The 23078-nt window shown below is 59.2% G+C and carries 19 protein-coding genes; 6 read left to right on the forward strand and 13 right to left on the reverse strand.

The window, feature by feature from the left end; all coding sequences use genetic code 11:
• Positions 1 to 280: 280 nt before the first annotated feature.
• Both G547_RS0100575 and G547_RS0100580 read left to right on the forward strand, forming a co-directional pair.
• Positions 281 to 1552 carry an ammonium transporter gene (locus G547_RS0100575; protein WP_027328186.1) on the forward strand — a complete coding sequence of 424 codons (1272 nt, stop codon included), beginning with the start codon at positions 281 to 283 and terminating at the stop codon, positions 1550 to 1552.
• Positions 1553 to 1697: 145 nt separating this feature from the next.
• Entirely contained in the window at positions 1698 to 2036 is a 339-nt protein-coding gene (locus G547_RS0100580; protein ID WP_024461944.1) for a P-II family nitrogen regulator, read from the forward strand.
• A gap of 37 nt (positions 2037 to 2073) precedes the next feature.
• Here G547_RS0100580 and G547_RS0100585 read toward each other — a convergent pair whose 3' ends face one another.
• Positions 2074 to 2421, reverse strand: coding sequence for a hypothetical protein (locus G547_RS0100585; RefSeq protein ID WP_027328187.1), 348 nt, complete (start codon positions 2419 to 2421; stop codon positions 2074 to 2076).
• 297 nt (positions 2422 to 2718) lie between these two features.
• Here G547_RS0100585 and G547_RS0100590 point away from each other — a divergent pair, with 297 nt between their 5' ends.
• Positions 2719 to 3015 carry a hypothetical protein gene (locus G547_RS0100590; protein WP_027328188.1) on the forward strand — a complete coding sequence of 99 codons (297 nt, stop codon included), beginning with the start codon at positions 2719 to 2721 and terminating at the stop codon, positions 3013 to 3015.
• A gap of 51 nt (positions 3016 to 3066) precedes the next feature.
• On the opposite strand, the gene G547_RS0100595 is transcribed toward G547_RS0100590, so the two are convergent.
• The 10 genes from G547_RS0100595 to G547_RS0100640 form a co-directional block, all read right to left on the reverse strand.
• Positions 3067 to 3360: a hypothetical protein gene (locus G547_RS0100595; RefSeq protein WP_027328189.1), complete on the reverse strand. Its 294-nt coding sequence runs from the start codon at positions 3358 to 3360 to the stop codon at positions 3067 to 3069.
• A gap of 42 nt (positions 3361 to 3402) precedes the next feature.
• Positions 3403 to 4941: a methyl-accepting chemotaxis protein gene (locus tag G547_RS0100600; RefSeq protein ID WP_027328190.1), complete on the reverse strand. Its 1539-nt coding sequence runs from the start codon at positions 4939 to 4941 to the stop codon at positions 3403 to 3405.
• Between the two features lie 240 nt (positions 4942 to 5181).
• The gene (locus G547_RS19390) at positions 5182 to 8241 is read right to left on the reverse strand and encodes a S8 family serine peptidase (RefSeq protein WP_051234510.1); all 3060 of its coding nucleotides are present in this window, start codon (positions 8239 to 8241) and stop codon (positions 5182 to 5184) included.
• A gap of 147 nt (positions 8242 to 8388) precedes the next feature.
• A complete protein-coding gene (locus G547_RS0100610; protein ID WP_027328191.1) occupies positions 8389 to 9168 on the reverse strand; it encodes a ThuA domain-containing protein in 780 nt (259 codons plus the stop codon).
• An 83-nt stretch (positions 9169 to 9251) separates the two neighbouring features.
• Positions 9252 to 10478: a hypothetical protein gene (locus G547_RS0100615; protein WP_027328192.1), complete on the reverse strand. Its 1227-nt coding sequence runs from the start codon at positions 10476 to 10478 to the stop codon at positions 9252 to 9254.
• 48 nt (positions 10479 to 10526) lie between these two features.
• Positions 10527 to 11996, reverse strand: a complete 1470-nt coding sequence (ubiD, locus tag G547_RS0100620) for a 4-hydroxy-3-polyprenylbenzoate decarboxylase (protein ID WP_027328193.1) — start codon at positions 11994 to 11996, stop codon at positions 10527 to 10529.
• Between the two features lie 119 nt (positions 11997 to 12115).
• Positions 12116 to 13375 carry a transcription termination factor Rho gene (rho, locus tag G547_RS0100625; protein WP_027328194.1) on the reverse strand — a complete coding sequence of 420 codons (1260 nt, stop codon included), beginning with the start codon at positions 13373 to 13375 and terminating at the stop codon, positions 12116 to 12118.
• A gap of 435 nt (positions 13376 to 13810) precedes the next feature.
• Entirely contained in the window at positions 13811 to 14140 is a 330-nt protein-coding gene (gene trxA, locus G547_RS0100630) for a thioredoxin TrxA (protein WP_027328195.1), read from the reverse strand.
• 221 nt (positions 14141 to 14361) lie between these two features.
• Entirely contained in the window at positions 14362 to 16017 is a 1656-nt protein-coding gene (locus G547_RS19395; RefSeq protein WP_051234511.1) for an ATP-binding protein, read from the reverse strand.
• Positions 16018 to 16035: 18 nt separating this feature from the next.
• Positions 16036 to 16986 (reverse strand): response regulator transcription factor, encoded by a 951-nt coding sequence (locus tag G547_RS0100640; RefSeq protein ID WP_245573288.1) that lies wholly within the window; start codon positions 16984 to 16986, stop codon positions 16036 to 16038.
• On the opposite strand from G547_RS0100640, the gene G547_RS19400 reads away from it, so the two are divergent.
• The 3 genes from G547_RS19400 (at position 16985) to G547_RS0100655 (ending at position 20213) form a co-directional block, all read left to right on the forward strand.
• The gene (locus G547_RS19400; protein ID WP_036186350.1) at positions 16985 to 18451 is read left to right on the forward strand and encodes a hypothetical protein; all 1467 of its coding nucleotides are present in this window, start codon (positions 16985 to 16987) and stop codon (positions 18449 to 18451) included. The two genes, G547_RS0100640 and G547_RS19400, sit on opposite strands and share 2 nt — an antisense overlap.
• Positions 18448 to 19098, forward strand: a complete 651-nt coding sequence (locus G547_RS0100650; protein WP_027328197.1) for a histidine kinase — start codon at positions 18448 to 18450, stop codon at positions 19096 to 19098. The genes G547_RS19400 and G547_RS0100650 overlap by 4 nt, the downstream gene beginning before the upstream one ends.
• A 185-nt stretch (positions 19099 to 19283) precedes the next feature.
• Complete coding sequence (locus G547_RS0100655; protein WP_027328198.1) at positions 19284 to 20213, forward strand: choice-of-anchor A family protein; 930 nt, start codon at positions 19284 to 19286, stop codon at positions 20211 to 20213.
• Between the two features lie 16 nt (positions 20214 to 20229).
• On the opposite strand, the gene G547_RS0100660 is transcribed toward G547_RS0100655, so the two are convergent.
• Both G547_RS0100660 and rpiA read right to left on the reverse strand, forming a co-directional pair.
• Positions 20230 to 21861 carry a methyl-accepting chemotaxis protein gene (locus tag G547_RS0100660; protein ID WP_027328199.1) on the reverse strand — a complete coding sequence of 544 codons (1632 nt, stop codon included), beginning with the start codon at positions 21859 to 21861 and terminating at the stop codon, positions 20230 to 20232.
• A 492-nt stretch (positions 21862 to 22353) separates the two neighbouring features.
• A complete protein-coding gene (gene rpiA / locus G547_RS0100665; RefSeq protein ID WP_027328200.1) occupies positions 22354 to 23031 on the reverse strand; it encodes a ribose-5-phosphate isomerase RpiA in 678 nt (225 codons plus the stop codon).
• Positions 23032 to 23078: the final 47 nt, after the last annotated feature.

Raw genomic sequence — 23078 nt, forward strand, 5'->3', positions numbered from 1 at the left:
GTGCGGCTCCCCATGACGGATCGGATGATTTAAATGCCATTTTATAGTGGAAGCACACGTCAGATCCAGGGTGGTGCCAGTTTGGTGCGCACCGGCCCAGTGCATGCGCCAAGTTGGTGCGAAGTCGTTAAAGACGACCCTTCTGTAAGCTTCATTTATTCCCTAACTGATTGATAAAAAACAATTTTATGTTGTTGGCCTGCTCTATGCACTGTTGAGGTTCAGGCCGGCAGTTTCAGCTGTTTTTTCAATTCAAATCCATAAAGACGGGGAAAATGCAATGGAAGAAAATATTTTTCATTTGCAGTATGCGATTGATACGTTTTACTTTTTAGTGTGCGGGGCGTTGGTCATGTGGATGGCCGCGGGCTTCTCGATGCTCGAGGCGGGGCTTGTCCGCGCCAAGAACACCACGGAAATCCTGACCAAGAACGTTTCGTTGTTTGCCATTTCCTGCATCATGTATTTGGTGTGTGGTTACGCGATCATGTACGACGGCGGACTGTTCCTGTCCGGTATCCAGAACGTTGATGTGGCTTCCACTCTGGGCGAGTTCGCCGAGCGTGAGGGCGGCTTCGAAGGCGGATCCATCTATTCTGGTGCGTCGGACTTCTTCTTCCAGGTTGTCTTTGTCGCGACGGCCATGTCCATCGTCTCCGGTGCCGTGGCCGAGCGCATGAAGCTGTGGGCCTTCCTGGGCTTTGCGGTGGTCATGACCGGTTTCATCTACCCGATGGAAGGTGCCTGGACCTGGAACGGCGACGACGTTTTCGGCCTGTACAACCTGGGTGAGCTGGGCTTCTCTGACTTTGCCGGTTCCGGCATTGTGCACATGGCCGGCGCGGCCGCCGCTCTGGCGGGTGTGATTCTGCTGGGTGCCCGTAAAGGCAAGTATGGCCCGAACGGTGAAGTTCGCGCGATTCCGGGTGCGAACCTGCCGCTGGCCACCTTGGGCATGTTCATCCTGTGGATGGGTTGGTTCGGCTTCAACGGCGGTTCAGTGCTGAAACTGGGCGATATCGCCAACGCCAACTCCGTTGCCATGGTGTTCCTGAACACCAACGCTGCTGCCGCTGCGGGCCTTGTAGCCGCTCTGATTCTGGGCCGCATTCTGTTCGGCAAGGCTGACCTGACCATGGCGCTTAACGGTGCTCTGGCCGGCCTGGTTGCGATCACAGCTGAGCCTTCCACTCCGAGCGCCCTGGGTGCGAGCATCATCGGCGCCATTGGTGGCATCATCGTGGTGTTCTCCATCGTGGGTCTGGACAAGCTGAAAATCGACGACCCGGTCGGTGCCATCTCCGTTCACGGTGTGGTTGGCCTGTGGGGTCTGTTGGCGGTGCCTTTCACCAACGACGGCGTGAGCTTTGTCGGCCAGATCATTGGCGCGCTGACCATCTTTGTCTGGGTGTTCGTGGCGAGCCTGATCGTGTGGGGCATTCTCAAGGCGGTTATCGGCCTGCGCGTCACCGAGGAAGAGGAATACGAGGGCGTTGATCTGTCCGAATGCGGTATGGAAGCCTATCCGGAATTTGTCGGCGGCAACAAGTAAAGACCGATCGGGGGCCGCGCCCCCGGTATTCAAGCCACTCGCTTGGGAGTGGCGGGAGATGACCAACGCCGCTGTAACGTGTATCTTAGGCCTAACTGTCACTCAATAACCGTCACTCACAAGTTGCGTTAATAAGGAACTCACAATGAAACTGATCACTGCTGTAGTAAAACCATTTAAGTTGGACGACGTGCGCACCGCGCTGTCTGAAGTTGGGGTTCAGGGCATGACGGTCACCGAGGTCAAAGGTTTTGGCCGTCAGAAAGGCCACACTGAACTGTATCGGGGCGCCGAGTATGTCGTGGACTTTCTGCCCAAGGTGAAGGTGGAACTGGCTGTGGACGATTCGCTCGTCGAGCAGGCGGTTGAGGCCATCACCAAGGCGGCCCAGACGGGTAAAATCGGTGACGGTAAGATCTTCATCACGCCGCTGGAGGAGATCATCCGTATCCGTACCGGTGAGACCGGCCCGGACGCTATTTAAGTCCGAACGGCTGTTCAAACCACTCAGAACCGGCGCCCTAGGGCGCCGGTTTTGTTTTGGCCTCCCGAATCAATGCTTCCACCTCCGGGCGCAGTTGCGCCACATACTGCCGGTGACGCCACCAGATAAACAACGGCAGTACCACCACCATAATGACCCCACCGGTCGCCGGGCGTGACAGCCCCAGGGCCGGCCCCGCCACCAGGGCGATAAACAGCGAAATGGCGCAAATCCACACCAGGCTCATCAGATTGCGGCGCCAGTGCTCGAGCTTGCGGTCCGGACTGTAGGCCCGCTCGTGGGCCTGAGCCAGCAGTTCGGCCTGACGCTCCTCCGGCCATGCCTGCAGCTCGGGGAAGTGTCGGCGCAATAGTTGAATGTTCATCGGTATTCCTCTGAAGGTACGGCTGGGGCGGCGGTTGCTGCGCTCCCGGTTGAGAGTACGTGAGTTGGTTCAGCGCAGATCTTTCAGAATGATCTGAGCACAGTATGCGGTAATAACCAAAATTTTACCCGGCTTGGCTGCTAAGGTAAAAATAGCCTAAAAACACCGCAAATTTGTCATGACGACGTCCACGTCTTGCGCTATAAATTAGGCAAAAGCGGGGTATCGGGGAGAGCGTTTTGAAACACTTCGATAGGCCCGGGTGGAACGTGCAACTGGCTTGGTAGAGGTGTCATTATGGCAAGTCAATATCCGCTCAACGGCAACGACGTGGACGAGGATGTGCTTGACGAAGAGGAGCTGAGTGAGGATGAAGCGCTGGGAGATGACGACTCTGATGTCTCCTATTCCAGCCCCAAACCCGACACGCCGGAAGACTTCAGTGTGGCGGCCCGACAACGTCTTCGGGATGAGCTGTCTCGCCAGATAGAAGCGTTTCTGGCCCGAGGGGGGCATATTCACGAGGTGCCGTCCACCCTGAATGATACCAGGCCCAAGAAGCCGGTCTCCGATTATGGCGATCGAATGATGTAGACGGGCTGATAGGCGAATAGGGAAGGGGGCGGAGTCGCCCCCTTCCTGCTGCTAGCTGTTGCGCGACTTGAACACCTTGATGGCGTCGTTAAATTCCGCGGCGAACTCTTCCAGCTTTGATATCTCGTCCCGCTTGGCGCCGCCGCTCATGCGGGCGCACCCCAGATATTCTTCCATGGCTTTTACGTAAGCCTTCACCTCGTTGTTGGCCTTCACCATCTGTGCCGTTTCCGCCGTGGTCGGGTCGGGAATTTCCGGCTTGGCCCCCGGTTCGCTACAGGCCAGTGCTCCAGTTGGCAAGCCTAAAACGACAGTCAAGCTGCAGAGGAGTAGGGTTTTTTTCATGACGGTTGTTCTCTCTGTCTTTTGGTTTTTGAGGTGCCGTCCTTATAGCTTGAAGCGGTTCACCAGGCTGGTGAGTTTTTCCGCCATCTCCGCCAGGCTGCTGGTATTGGAGTTAATGCGGCTGGAACTCTCCGCAGTACTCAAGGCAACCTGAGAAATACTGTCAATGTTTCCGGAAATCTGCTGAGTGGCCGAACTCTGTTCTTCGGAGGCCACCGCCACCTGATTGGTCCGGTCGCGGATTACGCTGACCAGCTCGGTGATGTCTTCCAGAGAGTTGGTGGCTTCGCCCGCTTTCTCCACAGAGGCTTCGGCCTGGGTGGTGCCTTCGGCCATCATTTCCACAGCCTCTTTGGCGCCCACTTGCAGGCGTTCGATCATTTCCTGAATTTCGGTGGTGGAGCTCTGGGTGCGCGAGGCCAGCGTGCGAACCTCATCGGCCACCACGGCAAAGCCGCGGCCCTGTTCCCCGGCGCGGGCGGCTTCGATGGCCGCGTTCAAAGCCAACAGGTTGGTCTGCTCGGCCACGCCACGGATGACATCCAGCACCGAGCCGATGCTGACGGTCTCTTTGTTCAGCCGATCGATCACCTCGGAGGCGCGACGGATTTCCGCTGCCAGGTTCTCGATCTGGCGGGTGGTTTCGTTCACCACGGCTTTGCCGCTGGCCGCTGAGTTGTCGGCCTGGAGGGACTTCTCGGCGGTTTCGCTCACGCTTTCGGTCACGTCCTGAACGACGTTGGCCATCTGCTTGATGGCGACTACCACCTGCTCGATTTCGGTTTGCTGGTTGCGAATCGCACTCTCGTTCTCGTTCGACAGCTGAGACACCATATGGGCGTTTTCGCTGACTTCCTGCGCGGTGTCGGCGACGCTGGCGATGATACTGTGCAGGCGCTCCACGAAGGTGTTGAAGCAGGTCGCCAGTTCGGCGATCTCGTCGCTGCCGCTGACGGGCAGGCGACGGGTCAGGTCCCCTTCGCCCTCGGAAATATCCCGCAGGGCACGAACCACCTGGTTGACCGGCTTGGTGATGCTGCGTTGTACCAGGTAGGCGATACCCGCGGCGATCACGCTGATGACAATGATCAGGATAATGGCGTCGCGCATGGCGTCGGCCACGAGGTGATCAAGCTCGCTCATGTTGACCCGGGTGGAGATGGTGCCGATGCGGCTGCCGCCATCTTCGATGGGGGCGGTAATAATGATGTAGCCTTCTTCCTCGATCAGCCCGGGCTGGCGGGGCTGGCGGGGCAGAGAGCTCGGAAACTGGCTGCCCTCGGCGCCGCGGACAAACCAGGAGAAGGGCTTGCCGTTGCTGTAAATCACGGCGTTCTCGATTCGTTCGCTGGCCGTCAGTGCCTCAAGTGCGGAGGTGACTGTCGCGGTATCGTCGAAACTGATTGCCCCGATGTTCGAGGTGCCCAACACCTGGACCAGTGTCCGCGTATCCTCAATGATTGTCTGTTCGGTCGTGGCAAGGCCGGAGCGAACGGTCACAATGGTGGTGGCAATCACCGCGATGACGCAGGTCACGGTGACACTCAGAAGTATTTTCCATTTCAGCGATAGATTATTCACGATACCCTCGTTCTCTTGTTCTCTGCCGACGTAAGGCCCAGTGCGTCGCAGTGGGAGGCTGTGGCGTATTAGTCAACATTTTGCCACAAGCCCCGGCAACAGGCACGGGATGTGCTAGAAAAAATTGTGATAAAAATTTCGAAGTCCGCTGATTCCGAGTATAGCGGACGGATTCCGACCCGGTGGATTGGGTACTCCGCCCACCCCCTTCATGCATCCTGCCTTATGGTTAGCGGCGGGTTAGCGCAACTCTTGAGGCTGGACTTGTCGTTGAATGAGGGCTTTGCCGGAGGCACCGGATTTTAAAGGAATCCCCGACGGGGGTGGCGAGGTGTCGCTCTGGGCGCTGTTACCAAGTACACCGCCCCGGATGCCGGTGACAAAATCCAAGCCGTCACGGTCTGTGGCGAGCACCTCGATCACTTGTTCGCGCTCAAGGCTGGGGTAGGCGCCGCATTGTTCGCCGGGCTGGCAGATGAATCCGTCGGCATCGATATCCGTGCCGGCGATCAGGGAGTAGCGCCCCGGCGCCACTTCGGGGAAGACGAAACTGGCACGCTCGCCGCCGGTCTCGACCTGGGCGACGGCCTGGTAGCTGTTGTCGCTGTCTTCACCGACCAGCAAGACATAGGTGCGGCGGATGATGCCGGCGCTGGAGGGTTCGCCCACGGACATATAGACATCCACCAGGAGCTCGTCGGTAGTGTCGATGGTGAAAACCACTTGGCCCTGATAGAACCCGTCGCTCAGCCCTTCCCGGTCGATGGCGATCCGGTAGTCTCCCAAACCATTCTCCTCGACGGTTTCGGGAGCCACGGTCAACCAGGTTTCCGTGGTTGTTACGTCAATGGTCTCCGGAGTGACCTCTCCCTCGGGATCGAGGGACACCAGGGCTTCCGAGGTCGTGCCCAGGTTCAGCGTGCTCGGGGTGGCTGTGACTCGGGCGGGCCACTCGAAGCCGTTTCCATTCGCTCGTTCGAAGGCGGCGGCGACAGCTCTTTCAGCATCGATCTGGCCATAGCCGAGCTGGTTGTTTCTATCGGCGGTGCCCGTCAAGGCGCCATTGATCAACAGGTTGGATACCTCCATCGGGCTTAAGTCGGGATAAACGGCTTTCATCAGTGCCAGGACCCCGGCGACATGGGGCGCGGCCATGGAGGTGCCCTGATAGCCCAGGCTGTAACCGGGCGTAATGGTGCCCCCTTCGAGCACCGCACTGGTGCTCAAAATGCCATCCGGTAGGCCGTCGCCGTTGGCGTCCTGGCCCAGGTAACCGCCGGGGGCAACCAGGTCCAATGTCTCCCCATAGTTGGAGTAGGGCGCCCGCCGGCCCAGAGCATCGGTGGCGCCCACCGACAGGACGCTCGGATAGCTCGCCGGGTATAGCGGGGTGGCCGTGTTTTCATTGCCGGAGGAGGCCACAACAATGATGCCGAGCTCGCGAACATCGGCGTAGACGGCGGCCTCTGCCTCGGAACTGCCATTTCCCCCCAGGCTCAGGTTGATGATATCCGCGCGTGTCGCGGGAAGTGTCTGACTGTCATTCGGTAGCCCGGCGGCATAGAGCACGCTCTGGATAATGTCATAGCTGTTGCCGCCGCCGGTACCCAGTGCCCGCATGGGCATGATTCGCGCTCCCCAGGAAACACCGGCCCCGCCAATGCCGTTGTCACTGCTGGCGGCGACGGTGCCCGCTACGTGAGTGCCGTGCCAACTGGGGGGGTTGATCTCATCGCCATCACCGGGGTCGTCGGGGTTGTTATCAATGCCGGGCTCACCGTCCTGGCTGCGTTCGTCGTCGCGGATGAAGTCGTAACCAGGCTCCAACTTGTCTGTAAGATCCGGGTGGGACAACACCACGCCAGTGTCGATCACCGCCACAATCGGCACGCTGCCACTGGCGGGAGTGCCGGTGGTCAGGTCCCAGGCCCGGGGGAGGTTGATGGCCTCATAGTGCCATTGCAGGGCGTAACGCCGGTCATTGGGAATTCGCTGGGCGTAACGTAAGTAGTTGGGCGAGGCCTTGGCGACGGCCGGGTCTCGGCGTTTGGCCTTGAGCGCCTTGAGTGTCATCCACTTCTGGTAGGCCCTGGGGCGGGCCTGTTGCAGTGAGGAGTAGGCTTGGCTTCTTGTCGCCTGCAAAGGGGCTGTTGTCTGCAGCTGTACGCTCGGGACCGGTGTCGCGCTTCGGCGTTGTGGGGTGGCCTGGTTCGCCGCTTTTGGAATCACCACCATCTCTCCGGGGATAAAGTCCCCGGTCTGGGCCTGACTCAGGTCGGTCTGCGTGGGCGCGCCGTCGGGCAGTATTCGCAATATGTACTTGGAGGTGCCGGAGTGGGCGTGAACCTGAATGATATAGTCGCCGGTTTCAGCAATGGGGACTTCCTCGTATTCGCCGGTGCCGTCGGAGCTTGCCAGCCCGCTCTGGTCCGGGGCGTAGAGGAACAGATCCAGATCCCCGGTGTAGCGCTCCGCCTCACTGTCGAAATTGTCGTGATCAACCACCTGTAACTGCACAACTTGGCCGGCCTGGAGACTGACCCGGTAGTAGTCATCCGGATCCGTTGCGTCGGCAAAATGGGCGGGAAAGTCCGGTGCAATATTGGCGGCTACTGCCGTGGCAAAGCCGGCGACCGTGGCCCGGTTGTTGATCGGTTGGGCGTTGTTGAAATCGCTATTTGAGAGAAGCTCGGTCGAGGCGTCGTTCAGCGTGGTGTCAAAATCGTTCAGGGCCGTGGCGTTGAGCGTGCCGCTGACGGCATACACATCGGGTTCAAACGCAATGTCGATGGTGCAGTCGTTCTGCACCCCGGTCACGGTGTAGGTCCGGTTTTCCAGTGTGCCATTGCAGCCACTGACGCTGGCGACCCGATAACCCGCGTCCGGTTGCAGGTTGAAGGTCTGGGTATCCTCAATGGTGACGGTGGCGAAGCGGGGGGAAACGTTGCCGAAATTGGCCACGTCGGTGTCAATGTCATACTCTTCGAGCACAAAGCGCGCGGTGATTGTGCAATCGGCGTTGACCGCCGCCGTGGTATAGCGGGCGCCGGACAGGTCGCCACCGCAACCGCTGATGGTATCGAGCGCGTAGCCGGGCTCGACGGACAGGTTGGCTCCTGCCGTGCCGCCTTCCGGCACGCGCTGGCTGCTCGGGGACAGGGAACCGCCCGCCCCGGCGTTGGTACTGACTGTATAGCTGGGCGGCAGACCGGCACTGCCACCGCCGCCACAGGCGTTGAGCCATAGGGCAGCGACGAGCCACAGCGGCATGAAGGGGGCGTTTTTGTGGTTCAAGCGCATGCCGGCCTCGCACTCCAGTTCCGGGGAACATCAATACAGGAAGCGTAGTATACGTGGCGCGAGAAGGGGAAGTTGTGTGCTGGTTGGCGGTCTGTGGCGCCGGACGACGGAGAGCCGGCCGGCGCGCAGACAGAGACTAACGGTCGATCACTGCTTTTTCAGGCCCTTGCCGGTCGCGGCCCACATCAGCCCCCCGTAGACGTGATCGAGGAACAGGTCGTCGCTGTAGGTGGCCGGAACATGGCCCAGCGCGGTGTAGAAGGCCCGGCCGCCGTCGTATTCGTGGTACCAGGCCATGGGGCGGAAGTCCTGCTCCTGGCTTTCTTTCTCGCCCCACTTGGCGTAAGGCTCAAAGCTGGTTTCGTCCAGGGCGAGAATGTAATTCAGGGTATCGATCCGCTCGCCACCAAATTCGTAGAACTCGTCGGTCCACCAGAAATGGTCCGGCATCTGTTCCATGCCGGGGAATTCGCGGCTCAATACTTCGAGCTCGGCGGTCTGGATGGCGGGGTGAATATGGAAGGTCCGGCCCACCATCTGGGTGTACCAGTCCCAGTCGTACTCGGTGTCCGAGGCGCTGTGGACGCCAACGAACCCTTTACCGGACTGAATGAATTGTTCCATGGCCGCCTGCTGCTGGTCATTGAGAACATTGCCGGTGGTCAGAAGGAAGAAAATGACATCGTACTGCTTCAGGTTCTCTTCGTTGAAGACACTGGCATCCTCGTGCCAGTCCATCGCGAAGTAGTGTTTCTCCGCCATCTCGCGCATGGCGGTGACGCCTTCGTTGATGGCCTTGTGATGAAAACCGTCGGTTTTGGTGAACAGCAGGACTTTGAACTGGCCATGGTCTTGGGCGTGAGCGGTGAGGCTGGCCAATACAAAGCCGAGCAGGGCGATAACGGCGATTAAACACTTTTTATACATTGCCGTGGGTCTCCGGTGTGGGGGTTATAGTTAGCGTGACGCTATTGTGCCTCGGCCCGATGAGTATTGGAAGCGGAGGCGGCTCAGTCTCCCTCACCCTCAAGCACCAATAGCGGCGATTGCAGGGTCTTGGACGCTTTCCCGAGAATGGCCTCCACTTCCGTGCGCAGATCCTCAGTGTCGACTTCGCGCTCTTCCATCAATTCGCGGGTAATGTCATCCAGTGAATAGGCGCCGTCGGTTTCCTCCCGTATTTCACGATCGAGTTGATCAAACAGCACCACGGCCCGAGCCGTGATTTCCCCCGAGGAATGGGCGTGTCGCAGGGTTTTGACGTCTTCCCCCCAGTCTGCCAGGTCCTCCATAATCAGGTCCCGACGCTCGTCGGTAAAGGCGCCGGCACGGTGCATCAACTCCACCGCATAGAACTCCGCCAGGCCTTCCGCAATCCAGTCACTGTGATTGTCGCCATCTATTCGGGTAATCACATGAACCAGTTCGTGAATCAGGGTGCTGGTTCCGTTTTCACTGACAATCGGGCGGTCGCCGTGCAGGAACAGGGAGTTGGGGCCGGAGAGTGCGCCGCGCCACATGGGGTCGCCATGGCCGGCAACCAGAATGTAGGGTGGAGTGTCTCCGAAGGCTTTTTCCATTTCAGGCCAGACGTTGGTGGTAATGGCGATAGCGTCCATGCGGCGCAGACTGCTGTCCACCGGGGCGCTGACCACCAGCCGGGTGTTGCCCAGTTGTTCAAGCCGGGTACCCAGTACGCCCGCGATCATCCAGCCGGTGGGGCGGTCAAACCGGCGTTCCGGGTTGTCGATACCGAAGCGTCTCTCTGCCAGCTTCTCCCAACCGGTGCGCACGCTGGTCCAGTGCTCGGGTAGGGTAAACGTCAACGTCGCATCGGCCCGGGCCCCGCTTTGAGTGCGAACCGTTGCGGCCGGCACGATGTCGTCTCCGCGGAAAATCGCCCAGTCTTCGGTGATGCGCGCATCGTATTCGCCCGGGTCCCGCTCGTGGGTGATGCTTACATGGTAGGACAGTCGAGCATTATTTTCGGGGGGTACCCAGACCGCTCGCTCATCATTGACGGTAAGCTCGCCGTTGGCTTCGAAGTCGGAATAACGGCCCGAGTCGATATCGAAATCCAGCTTTTTAAGCCGTCCGCCGTGGTCCGTCTCTATGACGACTTCGGCGCGGTTTTCAGCCGGGTTCAGGGTAACGTGGTAGTGAATGGGATAGGTGTCGGAGTCGGCCAGCGTCGGGAGCGCCAGGCCGATAAGAAACAATAATGCCAGTAACCGCATAAGGTGTTCGTTCCCGGTTCCGGTAACGGCGCATCCGCCATAACCAACTTATGAATCAATCCCGAGTTCGTCCCACAGCGCGTCGACCCGCTGCTTGACCTCAGGGTCCTGAACGATAGGACTGCCCCATTCGCGATCAGTTTCACCGGGCCATTTATTGGTGGCATCCAGCCCCATCTTTGAACCGAGGCCGGACACGGGCGAGGCGAAGTCGAGATAGTCGATGGGGGTGTTGTCCACCAGCACCGTGTCCCGACTCGGGTCCATGCGGGTGGTAATGGCCCAGATCACATCTTTCCAGTCCCGGGCGTTCACATCGTCGTCCACCACGATCACGAACTTGGTGTACATGAACTGCCGCAGAAAAGACCAGACGCCCATCATTACCCGCTTGGCGTGACCGGGGTACTGCTTTTTCATGGTCACCACCGCCATGCGGTAGGAGCAGCCCTCCGGGGGCAGATAGAAATCGACAATTTCGGGAAACTGCTTACGCAGAATGGGGACGAACACCTCGTTCAGCGCGACGCCGAGCACGGCCGGTTCATCCGGTGGCCGGCCGGTATAGGTGCTGTGATAGATCGGGTTTTGGCGGTGGGTAATGCGCTCCACGGTGAACACGGGGAAACGGTCTACTTCGTTGTAATAACCGGTGTGATCGCCAAAGGGCCCCTCTTCCGCGAGGTCGTCTGGCGCAATGGTTCCCTCCAGAATAAACTCGGCGGAGGCAGGTACTTGCAGGTTGTTGCCTTTGCTTTGCACCACTTCGGTTTTATCGCCCCTTAAAAGCCCGGCAAAGCCGTATTCGGACAGGGTGTCGGGGACTGGCGTTACCGCGCCCAGAATGGTGGCGGGGTCAGCGCCCAGGGCGATAGAGACCGGAAAAGGTTCGCCGGGGTGGGCTTTCTGCCAGTCCCGGAAATCCAGCGCACCGCCGCGATGAGCGAGCCAGCGCATGATCAGCCGATTCTTGCCGATCTTCTGCATGCGGTAGATGCCGAGGTTCTGCCGCTCTTTCTCCGGCCCGCGGGTAATCACCAGGGGCCAGGTGACCAGCGGACCGGCATCGCCGGGCCAACAGGTTTGTATGGGCAGCCGATCCAGGTTGACCTCATCGCCCTCAATGACCACTTCCTGGCAGGGGGCCTTGCGCACCACTTTCGGGCCCATGTTCAGGACCTGTTTGAAAATGGGCAGCTTTTCCCAGGCATCTTTGAAGCCTTTGGGAGGCTCGGGTTCTTTCAGAAACGCGAGCAGCTTGCCGACTTCCTGCAAGGCCTCCACCGACTCCTCGCCCATGCCCAGCGCTACCCGTTCCGGGGTGCCAAACAGGTTACCGAGCAGGGGAATGTCATAGCCTTTGGGATTTTCAAACAGCAGAGCGGGCCCGCCCGCGCGCAGCGTGCGATCGCAGATTTCGGTGATTTCGAGATAGGGATCGACTTCGGTGGTGATGCGCTTGAGCTCGCCGCGTTGTTCGAGGAGGTGGATGAAGTCTCGGAGGTCGCGGTATTTCATAGAGAGGGTTGCTTGCGTTGTATTGTGGCAGGTGGCGGGCTCACGCCCTTACCTGCCCTACATGTTAGGAATTTCTGTAGGGCACGGTAAGCGCGAAGCGCGTCACCTGCCATTGACGGCTACTTCCGCTTCATCGACAGGAAAAACTCGTCATTGGTTTTGAAGTCTTTCAGCTTGTCTACCAGGAATTCGGTCGCGGCGACGTCTTCCATATCGTTCAATAGCCGGCGCAGAATCCATGAACGCTGCATCTCGTCTTCTTTCATCAACAGGTCTTCCCGGCGGGTGCCGGAGCGACGCACGTTGATGGCCGGGTAGATACGCTTCTCGGCAATTTTGCGATCAAGGTGCAGTTCCAGGTTACCGGTGCCTTTGAATTCTTCGTAAATCACTTCGTCCATCTTGGACCCGGTGTCCACCAGCGCGGTGGCGATAATGGTCAGGCTGCCGCCTTCCTCGATGTTCCGCGCGGCCCCGAAGAAGCGCTTGGGGCGTTCCAGGGCGTGAGCGTCCACACCACCGGTCAGTACCTTGCCGGAAGAGGGGATCACGGTGTTGTAGGCGCGGGCGAGACGGGTGATGGAGTCGAGCAGAATGATGACGTCCTTCTTGTGTTCCACCAGGCGCTTGGCCCGCTCAATGACCATGTCGGCCACCTGAACGTGACGGGCCGGCGGTTCATCAAAGGTGGAGGCGACGACTTCGCCGCGAACCGAGCGCTGCATCTCGGTCACTTCTTCCGGACGCTCATCGATCAGCAAAACAATCAGGTGGCACTCGGGGTTGTTGCGGGTAATCGCCTGAGCCATGTTCTGCATCATGAGCGTTTTTCCGGCTTTCGGTGGTGCCACAATCAGCCCCCGTTGGCCTTTCCCGATGGGGGAGATCAGGTCGATGACGCGGGGTGTCAGGTCTTCGGTGGAGCCGTTACCGGCTTCGAGGCGCAAACGTTCATCGGGGAAGAGGGGGGTGAGGTTTTCAAACAGAATTTTGTGTTTGGAGCTTTCGGGCTTGTCGAAGTTGATCTCGTTGACCTTGAGGAGGGCGAAGTAGCGTTCGCCTTCCTTCGGGGGTCGAATCTTCCCCGCAATGGTGTCGCCGGTGCGTAGGTTGAAGCGGCGAATCTGGCTCGGGGAGACGTAGATGTCATCGGGCCCAGCCAGGTATGAGCTGTCGGCCGAGCGCAGAAAGCCAAAGCCATCTTGCAGAATTTCCAGCACGCCGTCGCCGTAGATGTCTTCACCGCTTTTGGCATGGCGCTTGAGGATGTTGAAGATGATGTCCTGTTTGCGCGATCGGGCCATGCTTTCCAGCCCCATTTCCCGCGCAATGCTGATCAGTTCTTCGATGGGTTTGGTTTTCAGATCGGTTAAATTCATACAGTGTGACTTTGTTGTGTAGGGTTAGTTGTAAAGGGTTTAGGGGTGTGTGATTTGGTAATCAGGTTCAAAAGAGTGCTGCCGGATGGCTTTGACGGCCCGTAGGGCTTTATTTAATTTGACCCCGGTGCTGTTATCACTGCTTACACGTTGAGTGCGGGCCATAATGGCAACGCCACAGGGCACCGGAACAGAGAAAACGAGCGGGAATTTATCGGAAACTGACTGGCGTTTCAGTCAACTCCCTGGCGCTGCCCATCGATTTGGCTGGCCCGTTGAACCGGATGGAAAGTTGGCACTGGGTCAAGGCCGGGCAAACATCAGATGGAGGGAGTATAGCGATAAAAACGGGGTTGTGCAAAGTCGGGCAAGGAAGAGGCGCCAGGCCCGGCAACCGCCCGTCTGGCGGGGGCTGCCGAGAAGGGGCTGCGCCGCTTACAGCGCGCCTTCGATAAAGTCGACCAGTTGCTGCTTGGACAGCGCGCCCACTTTGGTGGAGTCCGGCTCGCCGTTCTTGAAGATGATCAGCGTCGGAATGCCACGGATGTTGAACTTGCCGGGGACTTCTTTGTTGGCGTCCACATCCATTTTGGTGATCTTGATCTTGTCGGCGTGGGTGCCGGCCAGCTCGTCCAGGATCGGGGCGATCATTTTGCAGGGGCCGCACCAGGCTGCCCAGAAGTCCACCAGTACCGGCTTGTCGGCCTGAAGCACTTCGGCTTCGAAATTGTCATCAGTGACGTGCACAATAGCGTCGCTACTCATAAAGCAGGATCTCCAATTCGATTCGTGTGTGAGGCGGCGTCGACCGCTGTGAAGCGGGTCGGAACCGCTTTATACGTGTGTCCGCATAATAAGGATTGCTATGCGGGCAGGCAAGGGGCAAAAAACAATGGCTCTTATAAAAGCGCTCAATATAAGCAGGGCCCCCAGTAGTTCCGATAAATGATAAGTGGGGTCTGCCCCGACGATTTCAACCCCGTGGATCAGCTCCCACGGTAGTCCTCCAGGCCCTCGAAGGGGCGGTTGAGCTCCTCCTCCCGTGGGGCCAGCGCGTCCAGGTCTTCCTCTTCGCCGTCCAGGCGGGAGGCGGCGGTGGGCAACTGAACATGGAAACAGACCCCTGCCACATCAAGGGGGGTAAAGATCAGTTTGCCGCCCTTGCGCCGAGGCTGAATTTTCAGGGCCCAGCGAGGAATGGCCGCATGGTCGGGGTCGAGCAGGGTTTCCTTCTCCCCTTTGGGGTCGACTTCCAGCGCCAGAGTGTTCTGGCTGGCGGTGGGGGTGAGCTCCACTCGGGTGATGGGCTCGTCAAAGTCCCACTCCAGGCTGGGTTCGCCCGAGGTGCCTGGCTCACTGTCGGCCCGTCGGCAGTAGGGGTGACCCTGCTCATCCAGCATTACTTCAATGACTTCGGTGGTAAGCCCACCGCTGGCGAGGGCTATGCGAAGGGAGTAGTAAGCGGCGCGGTTTTCCACGTTTTCCACCCAGATACGCCCTTCGTAGCCTTTGACGATTTCCTGCACAAAGAACAGGCCCAGCCCTTTGCCGTGGTGCTCCTTGGCGCGGCGGGTGGAGTAGCCCAGCTGAAAAATCTGCTCCATGGCCTCGGGCTCGATGTGAGGGCCCCGGTTGTAGACCGTCATCTCCACCCGCCCGCGCTGCTGCCCCAGCGTCAGCGCCACCCGGTTATAGCGGGACTTGGCTTTCTTGCGGGCGAAGAACTGGGCGTTTTTCAGCAGGTTCTCCAGTAACAGCACGAAGTGGTTTTCATTGCCCAGGAGGGTGTCGGTGGGGTTCAGGTGGGCGCGAAACTGGGGGTCCTCATCCAGAATGACGGCGCCGTCGTTGCTGCTGTCCAGGGTTTCCAGGCGAGTGGGTGAGTCCTGAAGCAGTGGCGCCAGGGCTCGCAATGTCGCCCGGCGCGGCGGGTAGTCGGGCCGGTGGGGCACGGCTTCGGAGGCCTCTTCACTCAGCAATTGCTGGTAGTAGTGTTCCTCACACTCGCACAGATGATTGCCGATGTGCAGAGCGATGTTGTCCGTGGTGGACAGGTCCAGCAGGTCCCAGAGGTATCGCATGGCGGTGTAGGCGTCCTGATCCCGGGCGCGGGTGTCTTCGTCGCCTCCCTGTTCCAGGTGGGCTTCAAGGGCGGTCTGGACCTTGTCGAAACAGATCACGCCGTTGTGGCGAACCTCGGCGGCGATGCTTTTGAAGTGGAGAAACTTCTCGTCGTATTCGATGTACTCCAGCAGTTTTTCGCTGATGAACAGCTTCAGCTTGTCGGCATGACCGGCGAAGGTGTGCGCTTTGAGCTGCAGCTGTTTTTTGCTTTGCCAGACCTGGTTTACTTCGGTTCGCAGGCGTTCGATATCCCGGTCGAAGGCGCGCAGGCGACGGCTGTGGCGGAATACTTCCCACAGAATGATCAGGCAGTAGAGTAGCAGCGCGGCGACTTTGGTCTCTTGGGTCTGGAGCCAGGGGTGCATCTGGTAACCCGCGGGTATCAGGCCCAGTTCCTTCAGCAGGGCCGGGTCGCCGGCCGCGAGCAGGTAGAGGGCCAGGCCCACGCCCGCCAGGCCGCTCAACCAGGGGAAGGCGACCCGACGCGGGCGGGTGACTTTCAGCGTTTGCTCGGTCATGGTTTTCCTTTCACGGTTTCACCGGACCGGTTTCCAGCAGTAGGCGCCCATATCGCCAAAGGTGACGATGCCCTGATCCTGCTGGCACAGGGCCATAAAATCCACCTCGGGCCGGGCCTGTTGGAAGGCGTGGCGCAGGGTTTTGATGTGTTGGCGATAATTGGCGTAGGAAAACCGTTCCGGGTCGGCTTCCAGGGCGTCCGCCATCTGCAGGGTGGTCAGAGGCCGGGGTGAGGCTTCCACCAGAAAGCGCAGGATTTTCCGTGGCATGGGCCCGAGGGGGCGACGTGGGTTGTTGGGGTTCATCAGCTTCTGCCCGTGCCAGTAAACCTCCCAGGTCACGGTGTCGAGCGTGAGGGGCCCGCTATCCAGTTGTTCCTCCCGGTGGGTGCCCGGTTGGCTTTGACGCAGCGCGGCCTTGATACGCCAGCACAGCACCGCTTCGATATTGCGTTGGTGCTTGGCGATAAAGTCCATTAGGCCGCCTTGCTCGAATGCGCTTTGTTCGATGTCGGTGCCGCTGTATTCGGACAGATACACCTGCGGCACCTGAGGCCACTTTTTTTGCAGGGCGCGGGCCACGGAGAAGCCCGCGGTATCCCGCCCGTTCATCTGGGCATCCAGCAGAGCAATATCGGGTGCGCCTTCCGCGCCGCTTTGCTTGATGTGCTGGCAGGCGGCTTCGGCAAAACGAAATACGCGCACGCGGGTGGGCCGGCCATCGAAATCAGTGGCCTCCAGCACCGGCTGAAACTTTTCAATCCAGTGTGATTGGTCTTCTACCCAGAGAATGTCCGCCATGGACGAAGTGTAGCATTCGCTGCCATTGAGGATGTGATCGCCGTCACTATTCCTTCTTTCCTTAATGCGTGGCGAATAACTCACCGATTTTTCACCAGCGTTCGAGACACTTCGACTCAAGCCAGTGACACCACTGGCACATTCATTTTGATCGGAGGATCTCATCATGTTTAACCAACTCTTGTTGCTCTGGTCAGACTCGCCGGCGTTGTCGCTGGCGATCTGGCTGGTTCTGGCCGTGGTGGTGCTCTATTTGGGCCGCAGCCACGCTCACCAACTGTTCCGCACCAGCGGGCGCGCGGTGCATGGCGCCATGCGTCTGTGGGGACGGGCCATTCGTCAATTGGAAGATCGTTTGGTGGCGCGCAACCGCGATGTGCTGCTCGCCATGGGGCGGCGCTCGGCCGAGGCCGCGATCGAGCGGGACTTCAAACGTGTGCACACCATCATGGAGCGCGACTTGAGTCGCTACCCGAATCTGCACCGGAAAATTGCCGATGCCATTGAAAAAATCGAAGCGGATTATCAGGAGGCGAGCGACGCACCGCCACTGCCCCCGGCCTGGTCGGAAGTGGTGGAAACCGTGTCGGCGCTGCCGGGCAGTAGCGACCCGGCTGTACACAAGGTGCTCGACAATATTCGCGAAGTGATTGAAGACGCTCACAAGGAAACGCTCAAGCTCTATCAAAAAAGCAGCCGCGAACGGCATCGCATTCTGGCCACCATGCAGCCTCAGTGGCGCTCGCTCGATCAGAACCTTGGCAAAGTGAAGCACACCATTGATGGCCTGGAGGAACGGAGCCAGACCATTGATGAGCAGATGCAGGAATACGCCGCGATTCGTGCAGGCGAAGACAAAGCCCTGAATGCGTTGACCGCTTCTTCGCTGACGCAGTTTCTGATTGCCGGGCTGGTGTTGTTTGTGGCCTTGCTCGGTGGCTTGATCAATTTCCATCTGATCGCCATGCCCATGTCGGAAATGGTGGGCGGCACCAGTTATATCGGCAGCATGCGCACCTCCGACATTGCCGCGCTGGTGATCATTCTGATTGAAGTGGCCATGGGGGTATTTCTGCTGGAGTCGCTTCGCGTGACGCACCTGTTCCCGATCATCGGCAGTATGGATGACCGGATGCGTCGTCGCATGATGGTGGCGAGCCTTACCATTCTGACATTGCTGGCCGGCATTGAAGCCTCTCTGGCCTATATGCGGGACCTGTTGGCGCTGGATCGCGAAGCGTTGAATCAGACCCTGGCCGGTGCTGCCGTCGTGGAGGCGCAGTTCCGTTGGATTCCCTCCATCGGCCAGATGTTGTTGGGTTTTATTCTGCCCTTCGCCTTGGCGTTTGTGGCGATTCCGCTGGAGTCTTTCATTCACTCGCTGCGTACCGTGCTCGGCGTTGTGGTGGTGGGTCTGCTTCGGGTGCTGCGTCTGGTGGTCCGGCTCATCGGCGGCCTTGCCAATCACGTAAGCAAGATGCTGGTTCATCTGTACGACATGATGATTGTGGTTCCTTTGGCGGTTGAGCACTGGGTGAGTCAGCGTCGCCCGCGTCAGGACAAGCACGAAGAGTCGGATTGGGCGCAGGAGCCTTTGGTGGAGCCGGATCAAACGATGGAGGTGAAGTCATGAAACGTCTATTGATTCTGGGCGTACTGTTGGTGGTGGTCGGCTGTAGCGACGCCGGTCGGCCGGACCAGCGGGCGGTGTACCTGCTGCTCGATACCTCGGGCACTTACACTGAAGAGCTGGACAAGGCCCGCGGCCTGATGGCCTACCTGCTGGGCGCGCTGGACAGTGGCGATTCCATGGCGGTGGCACTCATCGACGGGGGCAGCTTCACCGAGAAGAATATCGTCGCCAAGGTCACGTTTGATGACCGGCCCAGTGTCGCCAATGGGCAGAAGCGCGCCTTCAAGGAAACCATGGACCAGGTGCTCGGTAATATTGATCGTGGAGCCGCTCATACCGACATTACCGGCGGAGTGATACAGGGCCACGACTATCTGACCGAGACCGGTGCGGGCCAGCGCTATCTGTTCGTTTTCTCAGATCTGGAAGAGGATCTGAAGAAAGGCCAGATTCGGGACTTTCCCCTCGATATGTCGGGCGTTGAGGTGGTCGCCCTGAACGTCACCAAGCTGCGTCAGGACAATATCGACCCTCGGGACTACGCCAAGCGTCTGTCTCACTGGCAGAGTCGGGTGGAGTCAGGTGGTGGCCAATGGCGGGTGGTCAATGACATGGAGCGGCTCGGCGACCTGATCCAGTGGCGGTAAACGCTCGCCGATTTGTGTCGATTTATCTGACAGGCGGGGTCTGAAGAGGCCTCGCCTGTTTTTTAATGCGTTGTTTTTAAACGCTTTTATCGCAAAGGTCTGGTTCTTGCAGCCGTGGTGACTCTGAGTCAAAGAGGCCTCCCGGCCTTCTGGACACCTTCAAGGAATATACAGGATTTACTTCTATGCCCTCCCTATGCGCTCTGTTCAGGCAGTGTCTTCCCGTTGCCCTGTTGGCCGTTTTTTGTGTGGCCACGCCGGTCTCGGCGATGCCGTTGGGTGACTACAATCTGATTCTGTCTGGAGACTATCACTACCAGGGCGGTGAAGTGGAAGGCCGGACGCTGCTCGGGGGTAATCTCAATGCCGCCGGTCAGTCGCCGGTCTTCGGCACGCGTTTGCCCTCTCCCCCCGATACCGACGGCCTGACCGTTGTGGGTGATGTCAATGCCGGTAACCTCAACCTCAATGGCGGCAACATGGTGTACGGCGGTAGCCTGAACCTGAGCGGAAACCTGAACAACAACAGTGGCGGTACCATTACCCAAATGGCCGGGCTGGATTTCAGTGCTGTGTTCAACGCGCTGACGCTGGGTTCCCAGAGCTATTCGTCGATGAGCAACAACGGTACCTTTGTGGGGGATTGGCTGACTTATGCCGGCGCTGGCGGCACTGCCGTTTTCAATGTCTCTGCGGCCGATGTGTTCGCGCAGAACCGCTCCCTGAAGCTCAATGCCGGTAGCGCCGAGACGGTGGTGGTCAACGTGTCGGGCAAGAACATTCTGGCCGGTGGCGGTGCCAACCTCACTAACGGTTTCGACGTGAACGCCGGTGTGGGCAATGTGGGGGCCAGACGTATTCTGTGGAACTTCTTCGAGGCGGAGTCCATCGATTTTGCCAACCTCGCCATGCGCGGTTCGATTCTCGCGGTCAATGCTGACATTACCGGTGGTGCGGTTTTTGATGGTTCAGTGGCCGCCAAGTCTTACACCGGGGCGCGAGAGTTCCATGACTTCCGCTTCCAACCGCCCACCTCGGTGCCCGAACCTGCGTTGATGGGATTGTTCCTGATCGGCCTGGGATGGCTCAGTTATCGCCGCCGGCTGGTTCGCTAGCGGCGTTTCCCGCTCTCTAGGACTGCACCCGAAAATGGGCGATCTGCGTGGAAAGGTGCCGCGACAGGTCGTTGAGGTCTCGGGCTGTGGTGGTTGAGCTCTGGGCGCTGCGGTGGGCGCTCTGTACCAGCTCCACCACCCGGGCAATGTTCTTGTTGATTTCCTCGGCCGCGTAGCTTTGCTCCTCGGCTGCGGTGGCGATCTGGGAGTTCATCTCACTGATACTGGCCACCGCTCGGGTGATATCGTTGATCGCCTCTCCGGCCTCGCTGGCGCTGGCCAGGGTGTTCTGAGCCTGGTCCTGGCTGGCACTCATGGCCGACATGGCTTGTGACGCCCCGTTTTGCACCGCTTCAATAATTTCCGCAATTTCCCGCGTGGAGTCCTGGGTTCGCTGAGCAAGCGTTCGAACCTCATCGGCCACCACGGCAAACCCGCGCCCCTGATCACCCGCTCGTGCCGCCTCAATCGCGGCATTGAGGGCAAGCAGGTTGGTCTGTTCGGCGACGTTCTGAATCACCTCAAGCACGCTGCCGATGCGGTTGGTTTCACCCTCCAGCCGCTGCATGGCGGAGGCCACATTGTTGACCTCATCGGAGAGATGGTTGACTGAATCCAGCGTCGTTTCCATGACCGAGCGGCCCCGGCGTGCGCTGGTATCAGCCTGGTTCGCGGCCTCTGCCGCGCCGGAGGCATTGTTCGCCACCTCCTGCACGGTGGAAGACATTTCGTTGACGGCAGTGGCGACCTGATCGGTGGATTCTTCGGTCTCGCCGGTCATGTGGGTGATTTCATCGGCATTGAGGTTGATCTGCTCGGAAGCGCGGTTGAGCTTTAAGGCGGACTCTTTCATTGAGCCGATGACCCCACCCATCGCGCTTTGCAGCCGGGTCAGGTTGTTGCTGAGCTGGCCCAATTCGTCGGCGCGATCAATACGCACCCGTCCGGTAAAGTCCCCTTCGGCCATCTGGTGGATATGGTCCATCATCAGTCGCAGCGGCTTGAGGAAGGCCGAGCGCAGGGTGACCCACAGCACGACCACCACCAACAGCGCCACTACGGCAATCGCTACCTGGGACCAGAAGCTCACTTGAATGCTGCCAGCCTCCACCTCACGGCTGAGCGCCGCCACCTCTTGGCTGATGGTGTTGGCGGCTTGATCCAACTGGGCGCTGGGCTCCCGATCGATACCGGCCACGGCTTCATCGCCCACGGCGGGGTTGTAGCCGCTGGCGACAAAGGCCTGGTAGCCTTGCTCGTATTGTTCGAGAAGTCGTTGATGAGAATTTAAGAAGGCATTCACTTCAGCGCGCGCTTCACCCGGCGCCATCCGCTCCAACAGTTGCTGGCCAAGGCTCTGTACGGCGTCGTGCTGTTCCTGAAACTGGTTCCAGTATTTGGTTCTCTGGCTGTCGTCGTAGCCGCGCAGCAGGACGTTTTTCCATTCCTGTACCTGGACTTTGAACTCGAAGTTCATCTGGTTGATGGCCCGTTCCTGGGCGATATTGGAATTGATCAGTTCGTTGTAGCGGTCCAGCCGGTCATTGAGCATGCTGATGGCGATGACGGCGGTCAACAGCAGGCCGCCAAGCCCGACACCCACAACGGCCATCAGGCGGGTTTGCATGCTGTTCTTTATCCAGTTCATAGGTGACTCTCGTTGAGTTCTCTGTGTAGTGCTTTCATGATGCTTGAGGGTAGATTTGCGTCCGGAACGGGTGGGGAACACCCTTCCAAGACACGCCGTCAATACATCCCTGTAGGCTCGAATCGCGTGTCCCGCGCTCCACGGTCTTGGAAGGGTGCCCCCCACCCGTTCCTCAGTGCCAACTTGACCTAAGTATGGTGACAACACTGGTGAGTATAGATAGGAGTCGGCTATTTGCGCCTAATCTTTATGGTGGAGTTGAATCTGATTTGAGTACGTTGAGCTTGGGGGTGGCACTGAGGTCCGGAGGGCGGTATGCCTGCCCCGGACCGTGGAGCGCGGGACACGCGATTCGAGCCTACAGGGACGTATTTACGGCGTGTCCGGGACAGGTATACCGCCCTCTGGACCGGGCTCGTTACCCATCCAAACTGCTCAAAAATAATAGCCGTTCACAAGGCCGACGGGCGTCGGCCTTGAGGAAAGGGAATCTCAGTATTTCGGATAGATGGTTTTCACGCCATCTTTGCCACCCAGCAACAACACATCCGCGCCGCGTTGGGCAAACAGACCATTGGTCACCACCCCCGCGATCTGATTGATCTCAGCCTCCAGCTTCTTCGGCTCCATAATCTCCAAGTGATGGACATCCAGAATCACACAACCGTTATCCGTCAGCACCCCCTCGCGGTACACCGGGTCACCGCCCAGCTTCACCAACTCACGGGCCACATAAGAGCGCGCCATCGGAATCACCTCCACCGGCAGCGGGAAGCGACCCAGCACACCCACCCACTTACTCTCATCCGCAATACAGACAAACTCCTTCGACACCGCCGTCACAATCTTCTCGCGCGTGAGCGCCGCGCCACCGCCTTTTATCAGCTCCAGCTGAGCGTTGCTCTCATCGGCGCCGTCCACATACACCTCAAGCTCGCTCACCTCGTTCAGGTCATAAACAGTGATGCCCAGCTTGCGTAGCCGCTCGGCCGAGGCGTCGGAGCTGGCCACCGCCCCGTTGAAGTCGTCCTTCAGGCGAGCCAGAGCATCGATAAAGCAGTTGGCGGTAGAGCCCGTGCCCACGCCGATGATGCTGTCGCGATGGAGTTTGGGGGCAATATAGTCGACGGCCGCCTGGCCGACGGCTTGCTTGAGTTCGTCCTGGGTCATGGTCACCTCGTTGCGTCACACCGGTCTGCTTTGAGGGCGCATTATAC

Source organism: Marinimicrobium agarilyticum DSM 16975 (genome assembly GCF_000423345.1).
Classification (GTDB): domain Bacteria; phylum Pseudomonadota; class Gammaproteobacteria; order Pseudomonadales; family Cellvibrionaceae; genus Marinimicrobium; species Marinimicrobium agarilyticum.

Excerpts from the sequence above, each read along its gene's own strand:
- G547_RS0100575 (WP_027328186.1), top strand. The coding sequence starts at position 281 with ATGGAAGAAAATATTTTTCATTTGCAGTATGCGATTGATACGTTTTAC.
- G547_RS0100580 (WP_024461944.1), top strand. The coding sequence starts at position 1,698 with ATGAAACTGATCACTGCTGTAGTAAAACCATTTAAGTTGGACGACGTG.
- G547_RS0100585 (WP_027328187.1), bottom strand. The coding sequence starts at position 2,421 with ATGAACATTCAACTATTGCGCCGACACTTCCCCGAGCTGCAGGCATGG.
- G547_RS0100590 (WP_027328188.1), top strand. The coding sequence starts at position 2,719 with ATGGCAAGTCAATATCCGCTCAACGGCAACGACGTGGACGAGGATGTG.
- G547_RS0100595 (WP_027328189.1), bottom strand. The coding sequence starts at position 3,360 with ATGAAAAAAACCCTACTCCTCTGCAGCTTGACTGTCGTTTTAGGCTTG.
- G547_RS19390 (WP_051234510.1), bottom strand. The coding sequence starts at position 8,241 with ATGCGCTTGAACCACAAAAACGCCCCCTTCATGCCGCTGTGGCTCGTC.
- G547_RS0100610 (WP_027328191.1), bottom strand. The coding sequence starts at position 9,168 with ATGTATAAAAAGTGTTTAATCGCCGTTATCGCCCTGCTCGGCTTTGTA.
- G547_RS0100615 (WP_027328192.1), bottom strand. The coding sequence starts at position 10,478 with ATGCGGTTACTGGCATTATTGTTTCTTATCGGCCTGGCGCTCCCGACG.
- ubiD (WP_027328193.1), bottom strand. The coding sequence starts at position 11,996 with ATGAAATACCGCGACCTCCGAGACTTCATCCACCTCCTCGAACAACGC.
- rho (WP_027328194.1), bottom strand. The coding sequence starts at position 13,375 with ATGAATTTAACCGATCTGAAAACCAAACCCATCGAAGAACTGATCAGC.
- trxA (WP_027328195.1), bottom strand. The coding sequence starts at position 14,140 with ATGAGTAGCGACGCTATTGTGCACGTCACTGATGACAATTTCGAAGCC.
- G547_RS19395 (WP_051234511.1), bottom strand. The coding sequence starts at position 16,017 with ATGACCGAGCAAACGCTGAAAGTCACCCGCCCGCGTCGGGTCGCCTTC.
- G547_RS19400 (WP_036186350.1), top strand. The coding sequence starts at position 16,985 with ATGTTTAACCAACTCTTGTTGCTCTGGTCAGACTCGCCGGCGTTGTCG.
- G547_RS0100640 (WP_245573288.1), bottom strand. The coding sequence starts at position 16,986 with ATGATGAGATCCTCCGATCAAAATGAATGTGCCAGTGGTGTCACTGGC.
- G547_RS0100650 (WP_027328197.1), top strand. The coding sequence starts at position 18,448 with ATGAAACGTCTATTGATTCTGGGCGTACTGTTGGTGGTGGTCGGCTGT.
- G547_RS0100655 (WP_027328198.1), top strand. The coding sequence starts at position 19,284 with ATGCCCTCCCTATGCGCTCTGTTCAGGCAGTGTCTTCCCGTTGCCCTG.
- G547_RS0100660 (WP_027328199.1), bottom strand. The coding sequence starts at position 21,861 with ATGAACTGGATAAAGAACAGCATGCAAACCCGCCTGATGGCCGTTGTG.
- rpiA (WP_027328200.1), bottom strand. The coding sequence starts at position 23,031 with ATGACCCAGGACGAACTCAAGCAAGCCGTCGGCCAGGCGGCCGTCGAC.